Raw genomic sequence first — 17,905 nt, 5'->3', positions numbered from 1 at the left:
TTAGTTTATCTATTTGATTATAAAAATTTACATAAACGCCATTTGCCGATTATGTTCGAAAATATAGTAAAAAAATTTTAACTATATTAAGGTGCTTTTTATCTATTTTTATCCATTTTACTTGCAATTGATTTTAACTAATCAAGATCACTCGGCGAAAATGACCAAGGTAGTAATTCACCTACGGTAGTTTCTTGAATTTTCCCTTGAAGATTGGTCAAAATTACTGGCATATCTTTAGCGCAAAATTCACTAATAACTTGCCTACAAGCGCCACAAGGTGAAATAGGGCCATCTGTATCACCAATTACTACTAGTTTTTTAAATTTGCGTTTGCCTTCTGATACAGCTTTAAAAATGGCCGTGCGTTCAGCACAGTTGGCTAATCCGTAAGAAGCATTTTCGACATTACAGCCTAAAATTGCTTCATCATCTTCAGTAATCAGCACTGCGCCAACTTGAAATTTAGAATAAGGCACATAGGCTCTTGAGCGAGCAGTTTTAGCAAGTTCGATTAACTTTTCAATTTTCATATCGATAATCCTTCGAGTCTTAATAGTACTATTTTTGATTTTTAGTTTTTGCGTTAATCGGTGACTGTAAATCAAGTCGATAAACACCAAAACCTAATTCATCTTTTTCAATAAAATTAATCGGATAAAGCGAATTTTTTTCTATATAAGCTTTTGCCTCATCCGTTGGTGAAGATTCAAAGCGGATATCCAGTTTTTTGTCGCTAATAATTGGTGCAATTCGCCAATTATTATCTACAGTGACATTAACCATACCTGCTTTTTTTGTGGTATTAGTGATATAAGCAGACAAAATAACCCTTAAATCATCAGGTGAATTGAATTTAACATTATTTTCACCTGTACCTGGGAATATACCTGTGTAGGCACGATAATTATTGGTGGCAATTAAAAATACTTGATTAGGATCAATTGGCTGTTGTTGATAAGTTAGATTTTTTATTCTTTCAGATGTAGGATTTATTAACTGGCAATTGCCATCATAACGTGGTGGTGCTGTCACGTCAATTTGATAACTTACGCCATCAATTGTATCAAAATTATAAGTTCTAAACTTATCCCAATTAATTAGATATTGTGGTTGAGTCGAATTAACATCGATTTGATTATATACACCAGCGGCACATTCTAGCCACTGTTTAACATCTTTACCAGTAATTTTAACCGCACTTAAAATATTTGGATAAAGGTAGATATCGGCAGCATTTCTAAATGATAAATCACCTTTTTTAACATCAACATATGCACTTGGATCGTTCTTTCGGCCACCAACTTTAAATGGTGCAATCGCTGATAAAATTGGCAATCCATCCAAATCTGGATCGCCTTGAATAAACTGTTTCACATAATCAATTTGTGCGTCACTAATAATTTGTAGTGCGGATGTATCTTCAACTAGCGCAAGATAACTGTTGATATCGCTAGAAACTTTACCAATCGGTTTGCCTACAAATTCACGCGTACCTTGATGATCTTGCTTTAAAATTTCGACAATCTGTTGATCGGCGTCCACTAATGCTTTTTTATTTTTTATATCATAAATAGGGCGGGCTTCTGATTTCCCTGATGTTACTTGCCAATTAGAGTTATCACCCTCAAGAACTAAGTCCACCACACCTAGGTGACTACCCCATTGACCTGGCATTACGGCAGGGACATGATTGATGTTACCTGTTTTGATATCGGTATTAGGTAAGGATTTAAAATCTTCACTTGGAAAAACACCATGTGAATGACCAAACATAATGGCATTAATACCCTCAACTTGACTTAAATAGTAGACTGAATTTTCCGCTAACGCTTTATATGGTTCAGAAGAAACCCCCGAGTGTGGAATGGCAATGATAAGATTAGCACCTTGTTTTTTCATTTCAGGAACTAATTTTTTTGCAGTTTCAGTAATATCTTTTACTACTACTTTTCCATTTAAATTAAGCTTATCCCATTGCATAATTTGCGGTGGCACAAATCCGATATAGCCAATTTTAATGATCTGCTGATTACCTTCTCTATCAACAACTGGGGTATCAATAATAATATATTGTTGAAAGTAGGGTTTGCCAGTTTTTGCATCATAAACGTTGGCATTAACATAAGGGAATTTCGCCCCTGAAATACTTTTTTGTAAATAATCTAAACCAAAATTAAATTCGTGATTACCAATATTACCTACAACATAATTAAGTGTGTTCATCGCTTTATAAACAGGATGAATCTCACCATCTTTTAATCCTTTATTTAAAGCATAATCTGCCATAGGGCTACCTTGAATCAAATCACCATTGTCAACAAGTACGCTATTTTTTACTTCACTTCTTGTTTGATGAATTAGATTTGCTGTTTTGACTAATCCAAAAGTATCAACAGGCTGATCTTTGAAGTAATCAAAGTTCATCATGTTGCCATGTAAGTCAGTGGTTTCAATTATTCTTAAATCAACGGTAGCGGCTTGAAGGGAGCCAGAAATGAATAGGGTTAAAAGGGATAAAGTTAATTTGTTTTTTTTCATATAAATCTCCTATACTTCTGACTTTGCTATCCACTAACTTGTTATTGGTAGTGATTTTTGGTATTTAATAAATCGTTCTGTTATTGCAGGATGATATATAGCATCATTGACTGCTTTTTGTAGTGTTTGTTTGTCATCTAAGGTAAAGAATGACAAAACATAATTTGTTAATTGTTTTTTTACTGAATCTTCAACAAAGGCGGCATCAATACCACATAATGTAATATCCAATAATTCTAATCTCGAAAAACCAAAAATTGATGAGGCTAGGTGGTACTCTTTTTCAATATCTGTACCAAAAATTCCAGCATCATCGGTATTTAAAGTGATGCGTACACCATAATCATAAAGTTGGCGTACAGGATGATTTCGAATATCACCATGAAGTTCATTAACAAGTATACGATTACTGGTCAATGCGATTTCTAAAGTAACTTTTTTATTAATCAATTCCTGAATCAGATTATTATTTTCAATGGCACGGATACCATGACCAATTCTTTGTGCACCGTGTTTAAGTGCTTGAATAATACTTTCAGCAGATTCAATTTCGCCAGCATGATAGGATTTTTTAAGTTTAAGTTGAGTTGCTAACTCATGTGCATCTTTAAAATCATCAAAATGACCAAAACGTTCGTTTCCAGCAATATTAAATCCAGTAATAAATCGATGAGGATTTTCTTTAATAAAACGTAACGTATCATAAACGATTTTAGCACCTAGATGCCTAACACCGATCACATGATACCTTACGGTAATATTATAATCTTTTTGTACATCAATAATGGCGTTATCCATTTGGTTGAGTGTTTGTTGGAATCTTTCTTTGTTCCAAATAATTTCACCATCAATTTCGGTAGTACAGATATGAAAAGGGGATAAGAAAAGCTCGCAATAGATTAATCCTTGCTTAGCGTTTCTAATAAGAAAATCGTAAGTAATTAGATAATAATCTTCGGGTGTTTTTACAAAATTGGAAACAGTGTCATAAGTTTGAATGAATTGAACAAAGTCAGTTTCATCATAACGATATCGACCATTTTTATACTCATTAGCATCGTATTGACCGGCTTTATAACATAATGATTCAGGAAAAACGATGTGATTTTTATTGGCTAACTGTTGAGCCATAAAAGGCGTAATACTACCTTCAATATGCTCATGTAAAATGACTTTTGGTAATGTATGTCTATTCATTTAATATTTAATCTAGTTTATTTTGCCAATTGAGTACAAATAATAATGATATGAAAAACACTTATTGGAGAGCTTAGTATAGTAACCTTAGCTTTACTCATCATAATCTTTACTATTTTACCTTGAACAGACATCTTATTACCATACATTTTGTGTGACTTAATCAGTTTTTATGCAGTAATATGTAATAAAAGCCATTCTAACTCATTAAATTTTTTTGAAAAAGGCAACAACCAAGGTTGCTGCCAGTATTTTGATTATGGAAAGTTTTATTTAAAACGCCATAAATGATTAACTATTATTGGCTGTAGTTGTTTTATTTAAGTCATCGTTTTTAAAAATAATCATAAACACGATAGCCAACAATAAAGAGTAACCAGCAAAAATTAGCCAAACTGTACGCCAATCTGTAAGATCACCTGTTGTGTAATGATCAACAACAAAGCCACTGATTGTCGAACCTAAATATGCCCCAAAACCATTAGTCATGATCATAAATAGACCTTGCGCACTATTACGGATGCTTGGTGAGACTGATTTTTCAACATACATTGAGCCAGAAATGTTATAAAAATCAAATGCACACCCATAAACTATCATAGATAAAAGCAGTAATATAAAGCCAGTTGGAGATGGATCACCATAAGCAAATAACCCAAAACGAGCCACCCAAGCAAGCATACTGATTAACATTACATATTTGATGCCAAGTCGTTTCATAAAAAATGGAACAAATAGAATAAATACCACTTCTGACATTTGCGAAATAGACAATAACACCGAAGGATATTGTACTACTAGGCTATCAGCATATTCTGGAATGTTTTTAAATGAAAGTAAGAACGGATTACCAAATGTATTGGTTATTTGCAAAATACCGCCAAGGAATACGGCAAAGACAAAAAAGATCGCAATTCTTGGTTCTTTAAATAATACGAATGCATCTAAACCTAAAGAGCTTGCTAAAGACTTCCTTTTTGAGCTGTCTTTAGTAATGTTAATTAATGGAAGTGTTAATGAATATAAGCTAAGTAAAACTGAACCAGCTGCCGCAATATAAAGTTGCATATTACTTAATCCAAATTTTAAGAAACTCACTAACCACATGGCAACGATAAAGCCGATAGTTCCAAAAATTCTTATTTTCGGAAATTGCGAAATAACATCAAGATTTTCTGCTTCTAAACAAGAATAGGAAATTGAGTTAGAAATTGCGATGGTTGGCATAAACGCTAGGCAATGAATCAAAATTATCACTACCATCAAAAAAGGTGATGTGACTGATGCTGCAATAAATAAAGTAATGGCGCCAATTAAATGACAAAGCATAAATAAACGATTAGCTGGAATCCATCTATCTGCGACAACTCCAAGTAAGCCAGGCATAAATAAAGATGCTATCCCCATTGTGCCATATACTGAACCTACGGTCACACCATTAAAATGTAATGTCTCCATCATGTAAGAACCTAAGGTGATCAGCCAACTCCCCCAGATGAAAAACTGTAAGAAAAATATAATTTTAAGTTTAAACTTAATATTCATTTTGATTCCTTATTAAATGACATATTTGATAATCTTCTGCCTAACAATTACTAATGAATAAATTTATATATAAACAAGCACTATTATCAATTTTATAGTGCTCAAGCTATCAATATTTAGTTAAAAAAAATGGCAGTTGATCTGCCATTTTCAATTATTGATTTAATAGTACAGATTCTAACGCAACAGTTATCATCTCTTTAAAACCAATCTGACGTTGTTCTGGTGACATAGCATCACCTTTGCGGATATGATCAGAAACCGTACAGATTGCTAATGCTTTAGCACCATATTCTGCCGCTACACCATAAATACCTGCAGCTTCCATCTCTACGCCTAGAATGTTGTATTTTTCCATGATATCGAACATTTCAGGATCGACACTATAGAAAAGATCAGCTGAAAACAGGTTACCAACTTTAACGTTTACACCTAAATTTTTAGCAGCATTAACGGCATTACAGGTTAAATCAAAATCGGCAATCGCAGCGAAATCACTATCTTTAAAACGTAAACGATTAACTTTTGAATCAGTGCAAGCCCCCATGCCCACTATCACATCACCAAGGTTTACATTAGGGCTAATGGCACCACAAGAACCAATGCGAATGATATTTTTAACACCGTAGAACTTAACCAATTCGGTTGCATAGATAGAACAAGATGGAATACCCATGCCATGCCCCATGATTGAAACTTTTTTCCCTTTGTAATAACCAGTAAATCCTAACATGGCTCTTACATTTGTTACTTCTTGTGCATCTTCTAAAAATGTTTCAGCAATAAATTTTGCGCGTAGCGGATCGCCTGGCATCAAAACTGTTTCTGCAAAAGCATTATCAACAGCGTTAATATGTGGGGTAGACATCTAATTCTCCTGATCTTTATTTCAAAAAAAGTATTACATTAACTTGATTTGTTTACTTGCTAATAAAAGATTTACCATATTCCATTGGTGATAAATCAAAATAATCAGCGACACTTTGTCCGATATCGGCAAACGTTTCACGATGACCTAATGAGCCTACTGGTACACTATCGCCATACACCAAAACAGGAATATGTTCGCGAGTATGATCAGTACCAGCCCATGTTGGATCGCAACCATGATCTGCACTGATAATTAACAGATCGCCTGGTTCAATTAGCGCTAACATTTCAGGTAAGCGACTATCGAAATATTCTAATGCAGTAGCATAACCAGTTACATCACGTCTGTGCCCATAAGAGGAATCAAAATCAACAAAATTGGTAAATACAATGGTGTTATCTTTGGCTTGTTTAATTTCTTCTAACGATGCATTAAATAGTGCTTCAATGCCAGTTGCTTTAATCTTTTTGGTGATTCCAACGTGGGCGTAAATATCGGCGATTTTACCAATCGAAACAACATTGCCTTGTTTTTCGTCAACCAGTTTTTTAATCACAGTTGGTGCAGGTGGTTCAACCGCTAGATCATGACGATTACCTGTTCGTACAAATTCACCTGCTTTTTTACCAATAAAAGGTCTGGCAATAACACGTCCAATGTTGTAATCACCTTTATTAAGTTCATCGCGTGCGATTTCGCACACTTCGTAAAGTTTGTCTAAACCAAAAGTTTCTTCATGACAAGCAATTTGGAAAACTGAATCAGCCGATGTATAGAAAATAGGTTTGCCTGTTGCCATGTGTTCAACACCAAGTTCATCAAGAATAACCGTTCCCGATGAGTGGCAATTGCCAAGGTAACCAGGAAGTTTTGCACGAGTAACAATTTTATCTAACAGATCTTGAGGAAAGCTATTAGTTGTATCGGTAAAGTAACCCCAATCAAACAGTACCGGTACACCAGCAATTTCCCAATGGCCAGATGGCGTATCTTTACCTGATGAAATTTCGCTAGCATAACCATAAGCACCAATAATCTCGCCTTCGGTTTGCATATCTTTAGGGTAGTGACCTGTTGATTCGTATGCGGCCTCAATTAATCCTAATCTACCCAAATTAGGTAATTTAAGTGTGCCACTGCGTCCTTGTTCTGCATTGCCTAATGCGCATTGTTCAGCAATATGACCTAATGTGTCGGAACCTTCATCTCCAAACTTTTCCGCATCTTTGGCACTACCAATCCCGAATGAATCTAGGATCATAATAAAAACTCTTTTCATAATTTCCTCGAACTTATCAAAAACAGATCTTGCTACAAGTTATCTTCGTACTCGCATTTTACTTTTGGTTTATATGGGTACGGTTTAAGGAAGAACAGCGTCTTGGACAATCTTTCGTACTTACTTTCATACTTAGCTGTCTATTTTATAATACTCATTTAAGTAATTACACCTTTGATATGATATCTTGATGATAACGTCTATTATTTGCACTAAATGTATCTATAAACAATAATCTGTTTAACTGTAATTTAAAAAAACATCGCTCATATATCTATAATACATGATCTAAAAAAACAAAAAAGATTTAAGCATTACTTTAACGGTTTATTTGATTAATTGATCTGCCAAATTCGATCATTATCACATTTTTAAAATTAAAATATTAATAAATGTACATATTTTGAGCGCTAAGAATCTTATAATAATTAGGGATTAAATAATTAATAATGTAAGGTTAACCAATGTGATAATATATGCTGCCGTGTGTGAAAGATATCCCTATAAAATCGAATAAAACACTAAAAGCAATTTAGAATTGGCAGTCTATTTCTATCTAGATAAGGTTGTAGTTGATGAAACAAAGAATCCCAAATACTTTTAATCTTGACGTTTATGCTCAAAAAGTTGTGACCGTAACAACGGTCGAACAATTAATGCAGGTTTGGCAAGATAATCCACAAAATCTGCCGATTATGATCCTTGGTGAGGGTAGTAATACGCTTTTTACTTGTGATTTTGAAGGAATTGTCATTTTAAATCGAATTAAAGGTATTATTATCACCGAAACCGAACAAGCATGGCATATAAAAGTGGGAGCAGGTGAAAATTGGCATCAACTTGTATCAAAAACTATTGAACACAATATCGCAGGACTTGAAAATTTAGCATTAATTCCAGGTTGTGTCGGTTCAGCGCCGATCCAAAACATTGGCGCTTATGGAGTCGAGTTTCAAAAAGTGGCGGATTATGTGGAATTATTGGAACTTGCTACTGGAAACATTATTAAGGTAACAGATGGTCAATATGGTTATCGTGAAAGTATTTTTAAAAAGCAATATGCTGATGGTTATGCGGTCATTTATGTTGGTATCAAATTACCTAAACAGTGGCAACCTGTATTAACCTATGGCGAATTGCGTAACTTTGATCCAAAAAGTATTACCCCTAAAATGATCTTCGATAAAGTTTGTGAAATTCGGCTTAGTAAGCTGCCTGATCCAAAGGTGCTTGGTAACGGTGGTAGTTTTTTTAAAAATCCAGTTGTTGATAAAAAAGTTGCCGATAAGCTACTTGAAATTTACCCAACTATGCCAATATATCCACAAGTAAATAATCAAGTCAAACTTGCTGCAGGTTGGCTTATCGATCAATGTGGTCTAAAAGGCTATCAATTGGGTGGCGCTGCAGTTCATCAAAATCAAGCACTTGTATTAATCAATAAAAATAACGCAACCGCGCAAGATGTGGTTGAATTAGCTCGATATGTTCGAAACGCAGTATTACGAAAATTTTCGGTTAATCTTTCACCTGAAATCCGTTTTATTGGCAAAATAGCTGAAATTGATGTAGACAACTTTCTATAAATAACAATAGTTATAAATTTAGGTTGTCAGTCATTTAGGTTGCAACCAACGATTTATAATCAAACAATGATATTGTAAAAGACGATGAAACATTCATATTCATTTCCTATTTTATTAACAAGCTTATTATTTGTGACAATTGCATTATCAGCACTTAATACCCAAGTACCTCTTTGGTTAGTGCGTAATGAATTTTCACTAGGGCAAATTGGTTTAGTTGGCTCAAGTTACTTCACTGGCAACTTGATTGGTACCATTTTTGCTAATTGGTTTATCAGTAAATTTAATGCTCGCTATACCTATACCTACAGTTGCATTATTTTTGCGATTGCTACTATAGGCTTAAGTTTTTCTATGGATTTTTATAGCTGGGTTATATGGCGGTTCTTTATTGGTATTGCCTGCGCTGTAACTTGGGTTGTTATTGAAAGTTGTATTTTAGTGACAGGAACAGCACGTACTCGTGGCAAAATGCTAGCGGTGTATTTAACTACTTATTATTTAGGCACGGTATTAGGGCAAGCGTTATTACAGTATTTTCCGCAAAATGTATTGTATTTTGGCTTAGTGACTGCTTTACTGATGGGGCTTGCGATATTATTTATTTTGCTAACTCATTATAAATTACCTAAACGCAAAAGAAGTAGTTTCAATATCATTCCTATGATTGTCAATAAACCGTCACGCATTGGTTTGATTGGTTGTGTGATTGCCGGTATGTTAATTGGTTCACTTTATTCGCTTTTACCTGCTTATTATTCTCATTTAGGTTATAACGACACTCAAGTTGCCAATTGGATGATTTTGCTTATATTATCTGGTGTAATAGCACAAATGCCGGCTAATTGGTGTGCTGATAAATTTGGTCGACAAGTTGTATTGTTGTTTGAATCAATATTAATGCTATTTGCTTGTGTAATGTTGATATTTAATTGGTTTGATACATTAGCAATTATCTTATTAGGTGCAACAATTTATACTATTTATCCAATCTCTATGGCATGGGCATGTTCGTGTGTTAGAAAACAAGATATTGTAGCTATGAATCAAGCCATGCTATTAACCAATACATTAGGTAGTCTTGTTGCTCCGGCAGTGATTGCTTTTGTTATGGATAAAACGAATAATACTTATTTATTTGTAAGTTTTGCTATAATCTCACTTTATTTTATTGCCTTATTAGTTAAAAAAAGAGGAATCGATGCGCAGCCACCAAAATCCACTCAAATTAATTGAAATCTTAGCGGACGGTGAATTTCATTCAGGTGAAGAACTTGCAGCGAGTTTTGGTATAACTCGTGCTGGAATCAATAAATATATGAAAGTACTGCGCGAATGGGGGCTAGATTTTACATCGGTTCAAGGTAAAGGTTATTGTTTAACTGCACCGATTGATTTAATAAAAAAGAGTAAAATTGATCACTATTATCAAGCGGATAGTCGTTGTGAAATTTTACCTATTATTGATTCAACCAACCAATACTTACTTGATAAAATCGGGCAACTCCGATCGGGTGATTGTTGTATAGCAGAATTTCAATCAAAAGCGCGCGGTCGTCGTGGACGTCGATGGTTTTCACCATTCGGCTCTAATCTCTATTTTTCTATGTATTGGCAGTTAGAGCAGGGCGTGGCTGCCGCAATGGGATTAAGCTTAGTTGTCGGAATTGTAATAGCAGATACTTTAAGGGAGTTATCGGGTCAAGATATTAAAGTAAAATGGCCCAATGATCTTTATCTTAACGATCAAAAACTAGCGGGCATATTGATTGAATTAGCGGGTAAAACGGGTGATTGTGCCCATGCAATTATTGGTATTGGTGTCAACTTAATGATGACTAATCCAGATCCTAATATTGTTAACCAAAAATGGGCAAATTTAGGTAAGGTAGATCGTAATTTGTTAGTCGCGCGTATTGTCAAAAATTTAAACATTAAATTATCTGAATTTGAAAAACAGGGCTTAGCGCCTTTTATTAGTGATTGGAATCGATTAGATAATTTTGCTAATCGTCCAGTAAAATTGCTTATTGGTGATAATATTATCCGAGGCATTGCTAAAGGCATTAATGAGCAAGGTGCTTTAATGTTAGAGCAAGACGGAAAAATCCATGCGCATATTGGCGGTGAAATATCATTACGTGGTGATGAATGACCAATAAAACTATTCCATTTTTAAATGGAATAGTTTTTAAATCAGTTGTTAAATTTTGTCTTTTTTACTTTTGAAACCAAGCACTCTTAAAGCATTGGCCGTTACGATAGCTGTTGTTCCTGAGTCAGCTAATACCGCTAACCACAATCCGGTATAACCAAATAAACTTGTTACTAAAAACACCAACTTGATCCCTAAGGCAATGGTGATATTTTGCTTAATGTTACGGTTAGCAAAGCGAGTTAAGCGAATTAAATTAGGCAAACTTAGCAAGCTATTTTTTGTTAATGCTGCATCGGCTGCCTCTAGCGCTACATCGGTACCGCTGCCCATAGCAATACCAACTGTCGCAGCTTTCATTGCTGGAGAATCGTTAATACCATCTCCAACCATTGCAATTGAAGTCGTGTTACGAATTTTTTCAATTTCGATTAGTTTATCTGCTGGTAATAACTCAGCACGATAATCAATTCCCAATTGGCTTGCAATGGCTTTTGCCGCACGTTGATTATCACCCGTAAGCATTAAGGTTTTAAGACCCAGCTCATCAAGCGCTTTTATTGCAGTAATAGAATCAGAACGTAATACATCTTGCAAAGCAATCATTCCGACTAATTTTTGTTGTGTCACTAGTACCACGACGGTTTTACCTGCGCTTTCTAGTTGATGTATTTTTTCTCTATCTTCATCATTTAAGGGTATCGATACCGTAGTAACTTTACTTGGCGCAACAATATAATAAGTTTGATTATCGATATCACCTTGAATACCCACGCCCGCATTAGCTTTACGATTACTTGCCTCGTGAACTACAATTTGCTGCTTAGTTGCATAATCAACAATTGCTTTTGCTAAAGGATGATGTGAACCGCTTTCAATAGCTGCTGCAAGAGTAAGAAGCTGTTGTTGAGTAATAGATTGAGCAATGACATCGGTAACTTGTGGTTTGCCTTCGGTTAACGTACCGGTCTTGTCAAATGCCACCATTTTAATTGAACCAATATGTTCTAAAGCCGCACCACCTTTTATTAATACACCTTGTTTAGCTGCGTTGGATAGGGCAGATGTTATGACGGCCGGTGTTGATATTACTAACGCACAAGGGCAACCAATTAATAATAAAGTTAATCCACGATAAACCCAAGTGTACCAATCTTCATTAAATAATAGCGGAGGAATAACAATAACCAATAATGCAAATAGGGCGATAACTGGAGTGTAGTAGCGACTAAATTTATCAATAAATCGCTCAATAGGTGCCTTACGTTCTTCAGCATCTTCAATTAATTGTAAAATGCGATCTACGGCATTTTGTCCTGATTGCGAGACGACTTTAAGTTGAATGGTATTATCCACAACCAAAGATCCGGCTAAAATTTTATCCCCAGATAGATAATTGACAGGAATTGATTCCCCAGTTAAAGCACTTTCATCGATGTTAGCTTGTTCACTTACCAAAATAACATCAGCAGGTAATCGCCCTCCGGATGAAATTTCGATTATATCGTCAGGTTTTAAACTATGACTGGCAACCGTTTTTCTTTTGCCGTCAATAATGATCACCGTTTCTTCAGGCATTAACTGTGCAAGAGATGAAATCCCTTTTTTAGCTTTACTGGTTGCAAATCCTTCAAGCATTTCACCAATCATAAATAAAAAGAGTACCATAGTGGCTTCTTCGGCCGCTCCGATGAATAGGGCACCTATAGCTGAGATACTCATCAATGATTCAATGGCAAATGGTGTACCACTTCGCGTTAATACTAAAGCTTCTTTTAAAATCGGTATTAATCCGACAATTGCAGTAATGATAAAAGCATATTCACCTATTGTGTGATTTATTAATAAAATAAGGTAACTTATCACAATTAATGAACCTAAAACCGCTAACGGTATGAATGCTTTTTTATCAAAACTATGTGAATGTTCGTGATGATGTGCGTGATTAGGGGTGCTTTCAAAAATCGGGGTATAGCCTAGTTCTACCACTTTGTCTTCAATCATTTTTATTACCGCATCGTCATGCTTAGGAACAAAAACGATTAATTTTTCTGTAGAAAAGATAATTTTGGTTTGATTAATATTTGGCAGTGTTTTAATACCATTTTCGATTTTGCTAGCGCAATGAGCACAATCCATTCCCTTGATTTTCCAAGTCAATTTAATGTTTTGGCTTTTCCGCTCAGGATCTTCTGGAGGATCTTCTATCTCATTTTTTTGCGTTGATCCATGATCATGACTTTCACAGCAATGGCTTGCTGATTGATTATGATTTTCATCATGGGAATGATGGTTGTCATGTGTATGATTATGAGCAATATTATGACAATCGTCATGACAATGAGTGTGATTTTCATGGGTGGATTGTGTGGATTTGTTATTATATAACATAACGTTACCTCGTTTTGTGGATGATTTTGATTGTACGCTCAAAAAAATAAAAAGATATCTTTTTTTAATTTATTTGATAATTAGATCAAAAATATTGAGAACAAGACAAGTAACAAAGCAAATATAAAAAATAACCATTTTTTATTTCTTTCTTCTACTGTATCACTTTCTTTTTTATGTTTATAATTGTATAAAATAAAATGATAGAGAAAGTTTATGTCCAAAGTTTCATCCTTTCGCCAAAAACAGAGTATTGTCTTTTTAGCTTTTCTTATTACGACCTTTATTGTCGGTATTGCAGGGGCGTTACAATCACCTACATTAAGCCGTTTCTTAACCTTTGAAGTTAATGTAAATTCCCATTTAGTCGGTCTTTTTTTCTCGATAAATGCTTTAGCCAGCATTGTGGGTAGTTTTCTATTAGCAAAATATTCAGATAAAAAAGGTGATAGACGTTATATCGTCATATTTTGCTGTTTAATGGGGGTTGCCAATAGTGTTACATTTGCGTTTACACGTCACTATTTTATATTGATTACGCTGGGTGTTTTATTTGCCGCATTATCATCAGCCGCCATGCCGCAAATCTTTGCTTTAGCGCGTGAATATGCTGTCAAATCAGGGCGTAATGTGGTTGCTTTTAACTCATTAATTCGTGCTCAGTTATCGTTGGCATGGGTATTTGGTCCTCCAATATCATTCGGTTTAGCTTTAAGCTTTGGCTTTACTGTAATGTATTTAACAGCAATGTCCATGTTTATTATAGCGATGTTTTTTGTTGCGATATTTTTACCATCTGTCGAAAAAAATCCTACTTCACAACTCAGCAGTGCAGCAGATTTACAAGCAGCTAATATTCCACTTTGGAAAAACCGGAATATCGTTTGTTTATTATTATCCACTGTATTTATGTGGACAGCTAACATGATGTATATTATCGACATGCCGCTTTACGTTGACTTGGTTTTACATCTTCCTGACTCTTTACCTGGTGTTTTGATGGGATTAGCTGCGGGTATTGAAATCCCTGTGATGCTTATTGCTGGTTTTTTAGTGCCTTCTTTGGGTAAGAGAAATCTATTTTTTATTGCCATTATTTGTGGCTTAATTTTTTATATTGGCATGATTTTCTTCACCAGCAAATTCGCTTTATTAGTACTACAGTTATTTAATGCGTTATTTATTGGGATTGTGGCTAATATTGGTATTATCTATTTTCAGGATTTATTACCAACTAGAATGGGCGTTGCATCAACACTATTTAATAACGGGATTGTTTTTAGTGTTATTCTTGCTGGTGTTTTGCAAGGGTTTGTATCTGATGCTTATGGGCATGAAGCTATCTACTGGATTGCGCTTGTGATGGTTGCCGTTTCATTGCTGTTTTGTGCATTGGTTAAAGATGGAAAAAAAGCCTCACAATAAGTGAACCATTACTTTTCATTTGTTCGTCTTCCAGACGTATTGGAAGACGAAGTCATAATCAGTGATTAACAATCAAATTCTTTTAATAACTTTTCATAAAAAGCATAGTTTGTTCTTTCATAACCAATAGGTGTAATGGCAATGAAATTACCATTAGCCGCATCCAGCTCTTTACTATCGTCACACACCTGCTGATTACGCTGGGCTCTAAACCAAAAGTAATCATGGCCTTCAGGATCTTTAATTGGGGCTACTACAAAACGACTTACATCACAATCACCTTGTTTAGTGATTTTTAATCCTTTAATCTGATGAGCATCACAAGAAGGGAAATTAACATTAAAACAGATATTTTTAGGTGCTGACAATGATAGTAGTTTTCTGATCACTGATTCAGCATGATAAGCTGAACAATCCCATATTGTTGGTTGATTATCTTCAGTAGAGCATTGGCTTAAGGCAATTGATGGTATTCCTAAAGCTGTTGCCATCATGGCTGCACCAACAGTACCAGATAAAACCGTTTCAAATCCTACATTTGAGCCATTATTAATGCCCGATAGCACTAGATCAGGCAACTTATCTGCCATTAGATGCTTTATAGCAAATAATGAGCAATCTGCGGGAGTTCCATAAACCGCGTATTCTTGCTCATTACGTTTTGCAACTCGAAAAGGTGCTTTTATACTGACCGAACATGACACACCACTTTGATCAATCGCTGGTGCTACCACCCACACTTCATGAGCAATTTTATGTGCTACATCCTTTAAAATTTTAATTCCATATGCATCAATACCATCATCATTGACTAACAATACACGATTTACTAATTTATCAAACATCATTTTATTTCCTTATTCAGTAAAAGTATTACATTGATTGATATCACCACTATCAAATCCTCGTTTAAACCAAGCATAACGTTGCTTAGAGCTACCATGTGTAAAACTATCTGGCACAACATAACCATTACTTTGACGTTGTAAGCGATCATCGCCAATAGCTTCAGCGGTCTTTAACGCTTGCTCAATATCGCCAACGTCTAAAAGATTTTTTTGTTGCATTGCATGTCCCCACATACCAGCAAAGCAGTCAGCTTGCAGCTCTAATTTAACCGATAATTGATTAACAAAAACTTCCGATTGGCCTTGTTTTAATTGTTCGATTTTATTGAACAGACCCAGCAAATTTTGCACATGATGACCAATTTCATGTGCTATGACATAACCTTGGGCAAAGTCACCGCCACCACCAAGTTGTTGTTTCATCTCTTGATAGAATGAAATATCCAAATAGACAGTTTTATCAACACTGCAATAAAATGGCCCCATAAAAGTCTGACCAACACCACATGATGTTCTTGTTGAACCTGTGTATAAGACTAATTTGGGAGGAGTATAAGTTCTACCTAAACGATTAAATTCTTGTTGCCAGTAATCTTCAGTGGTCGCTAAAATGACCGATGTAAACTTAGCAGCATCTTCATCATTAATAGAATATTGATTAGAGCTTAGTGATGAGCTATTGGTGTCAATTAGGTTAGGATTAAGTAAGCCGGTCAAATCAACACCATAATAACCAGCAACCAAAACCACGATAAATAAAACAACTCGACCTTTACCTCTTATTGGGATCCTAACTCCTGAATCGCTTCCATATTGTGAGCGGCGATCTTCAATATTATCACTCTCTCTTTGGTCTCTCCAGCGCATAGGGAATACCTCATTAGTTTTGATTGAATTATTTTAAAGGATAAAAGGGGAGGATACTAGATTAAGTTAATTTAACATCAAATAATGCATTGATTAATCTACTTTTATCTGTGTAATTATCTGTATCAAAATAATACTAAGTAGCTATATCACTTATCTTTTGAATTGTTTAAAGAAAAAACTAACTCCAGTTTATAACGGATAGATTTTTATAGTTATTACTATTACGTTCTTTTTATAGTTTGTATTTTATATTTAAAATAAGACTAAATTTTACAGAAGATGGATATTTTATAAAAATTACTTTTTATTTGAATGGCGTTTTTATATCTCAATGGAATATTACGCTAATTATAAATAAAAGAAAATTTAACCGTAGAGATTTTTAAATTCATTATACTTCAAAAACTACGAATCATTATGATATTTCAACTTTACTTTTCGATGGTGAACAGGATTTTGAACGATTGAATGTTTAATACTATCAATCTGATAATGTCTATATTTTTTAATGTGTAATGGGCGTAGTTTATTTCTTATTTTAGATATATCGGTATATTTAAAATTCTAAAGTAATTTCTTTAAAAAATATCTCACAATTTTACAAACCTGATAAATAACGATAACTGAGATTTTGGACTTGTTTATTCTTAAATATGGCATCAGGTAACGACTTCGGTAGAACTTCTATTTTTTGCATACAAAAACAACCAGTAAGAACAGTAGTCAGAAAAAATCCAATGATTAACATTAAATGATGTTGTAATTTTTTCATAAAATCTAGACCAATTCTTAAACTATTCTTCAACTTTAATGGTATAAACTTTATTATAGCGTTTTCCCGGACATGTATTTGTTCCGTAAGTAGATCCAGAAAGTTCTATTGTGATTGTTCCTGCAACTTTAGGTGTTCCCTTTACTTCAATATTATTATAGGAAACACGTTTTGTTCCTAAACCTCTAGGAGATAATTCAAGGCCTGATTTTTCTGGTTGGATATCATAGTAAAAGTAATGGCGATTAGCGTGGCCACCAAAAACTTGAATTTTAGCAAAATAGGGATTACCCAATGAGGCATTAGGTAATGTTTTTGGTCGAACTTCTGGTTTATAACACAAACAATCGGTAAGAACAGTAGTCAAAAAAAATCCAATGATTAACATTAAGTGATGTTGTAGTTTTTTCATAAAATCTAAACCA

15 protein-coding genes are annotated in these 17,905 nt (G+C 34.5%); 4 read left to right on the top strand and 11 right to left on the bottom strand.

Annotated elements, in window-relative coordinates; genetic code table 11:
- Positions 1-137: 137 nt before the first annotated feature.
- From GAPWK_RS09390 to GAPWK_RS09365, 6 genes are all read right to left on the bottom strand, one after another.
- Positions 138-542, bottom strand: a complete 405-nt coding sequence (locus tag GAPWK_RS09390; RefSeq protein WP_407919858.1) for a cytidine deaminase — start codon at positions 540-542, stop codon at positions 138-140.
- A gap of 19 nt (positions 543-561) precedes the next feature.
- On the bottom strand, positions 562-2,541 hold the full coding sequence (locus GAPWK_RS09385) for a bifunctional 2',3'-cyclic-nucleotide 2'-phosphodiesterase/3'-nucleotidase (protein ID WP_025315979.1): 1,980 nt from the start codon (positions 2,539-2,541) through the stop codon (positions 562-564).
- Positions 2,542-2,574: 33 nt separating this feature from the next.
- A complete protein-coding gene (add, locus tag GAPWK_RS14305) occupies positions 2,575-3,738 on the bottom strand; it encodes an adenosine deaminase (RefSeq protein WP_025315978.1) in 1,164 nt (387 codons plus the stop codon).
- Between the two features lie 291 nt (positions 3,739-4,029).
- A complete protein-coding gene (locus tag GAPWK_RS09375) occupies positions 4,030-5,283 on the bottom strand; it encodes a nucleoside permease (protein WP_025315977.1) in 1,254 nt (417 codons plus the stop codon).
- A gap of 154 nt (positions 5,284-5,437) precedes the next feature.
- Positions 5,438-6,151 carry a purine-nucleoside phosphorylase gene (deoD, locus tag GAPWK_RS09370; RefSeq protein WP_025315976.1) on the bottom strand — a complete coding sequence of 238 codons (714 nt, stop codon included), beginning with the start codon at positions 6,149-6,151 and terminating at the stop codon, positions 5,438-5,440.
- Positions 6,152-6,203: 52 nt separating this feature from the next.
- Complete coding sequence (locus GAPWK_RS09365) at positions 6,204-7,433, bottom strand: phosphopentomutase (RefSeq protein ID WP_025315975.1); 1,230 nt, start codon at positions 7,431-7,433, stop codon at positions 6,204-6,206.
- Between the two features lie 575 nt (positions 7,434-8,008).
- Between GAPWK_RS09365 and murB the strand changes: the two genes are divergently transcribed.
- From murB to birA, 3 genes are all read left to right on the top strand, one after another.
- On the top strand, positions 8,009-9,019 hold the full coding sequence (gene murB / locus GAPWK_RS09360) for a UDP-N-acetylmuramate dehydrogenase (RefSeq protein WP_025315974.1): 1,011 nt from the start codon (positions 8,009-8,011) through the stop codon (positions 9,017-9,019).
- A gap of 84 nt (positions 9,020-9,103) precedes the next feature.
- Positions 9,104-10,255 carry an MFS transporter gene (locus GAPWK_RS09355; RefSeq protein WP_025315973.1) on the top strand — a complete coding sequence of 384 codons (1,152 nt, stop codon included), beginning with the start codon at positions 9,104-9,106 and terminating at the stop codon, positions 10,253-10,255.
- Complete coding sequence (gene birA / locus GAPWK_RS09350; protein WP_025315972.1) at positions 10,221-11,174, top strand: bifunctional biotin--[acetyl-CoA-carboxylase] ligase/biotin operon repressor BirA; 954 nt, start codon at positions 10,221-10,223, stop codon at positions 11,172-11,174. Before GAPWK_RS09355 ends, birA begins: the two co-directional genes overlap by 35 nt.
- 48 nt (positions 11,175-11,222) lie before the next feature.
- Here the strand turns inward: birA and GAPWK_RS09345 are convergent, their stop codons facing one another.
- Positions 11,223-13,565, bottom strand: coding sequence for a zinc/cadmium/mercury/lead-transporting ATPase (locus GAPWK_RS09345; RefSeq protein ID WP_025315971.1), 2,343 nt, complete (start codon positions 13,563-13,565; stop codon positions 11,223-11,225).
- A 216-nt stretch (positions 13,566-13,781) separates the two neighbouring features.
- Between GAPWK_RS09345 and GAPWK_RS09340 the strand changes: the two genes are divergently transcribed.
- A complete protein-coding gene (locus GAPWK_RS09340) occupies positions 13,782-14,990 on the top strand; it encodes an MFS transporter (RefSeq protein ID WP_025315970.1) in 1,209 nt (402 codons plus the stop codon).
- A 65-nt stretch (positions 14,991-15,055) separates the two neighbouring features.
- Here the strand turns inward: GAPWK_RS09340 and surE are convergent, their stop codons facing one another.
- The 4 genes from surE to GAPWK_RS14300 form a co-directional block, all read right to left on the bottom strand.
- Positions 15,056-15,835 carry a 5'/3'-nucleotidase SurE gene (gene surE / locus GAPWK_RS09335; protein WP_158413599.1) on the bottom strand — a complete coding sequence of 260 codons (780 nt, stop codon included), beginning with the start codon at positions 15,833-15,835 and terminating at the stop codon, positions 15,056-15,058.
- 12 nt (positions 15,836-15,847) lie between these two features.
- Positions 15,848-16,705 carry a KPN_02809 family neutral zinc metallopeptidase gene (ypfJ, locus tag GAPWK_RS09330; RefSeq protein ID WP_025315968.1) on the bottom strand — a complete coding sequence of 286 codons (858 nt, stop codon included), beginning with the start codon at positions 16,703-16,705 and terminating at the stop codon, positions 15,848-15,850.
- Between the two features lie 601 nt (positions 16,706-17,306).
- Positions 17,307-17,480, bottom strand: coding sequence for a hypothetical protein (locus GAPWK_RS14925; protein ID WP_158413598.1), 174 nt, complete (start codon positions 17,478-17,480; stop codon positions 17,307-17,309).
- Positions 17,481-17,502: 22 nt separating this feature from the next.
- Positions 17,503-17,892, bottom strand: a complete 390-nt coding sequence (locus GAPWK_RS14300) for a hypothetical protein (RefSeq protein ID WP_051516267.1) — start codon at positions 17,890-17,892, stop codon at positions 17,503-17,505.
- Positions 17,893-17,905 lie beyond the last annotated feature (13 nt).

Origin of the sequence: Gilliamella apicola, from assembly GCF_000599985.1 — a bacterium.
GTDB classification, from domain to species: Bacteria; Pseudomonadota; Gammaproteobacteria; order Enterobacterales; family Orbaceae; genus Gilliamella; species Gilliamella apicola.
The sequence above is the reverse complement of the archived record's forward strand: the minus strand, read 5'-3'. Positions and strand labels throughout refer to the sequence as shown.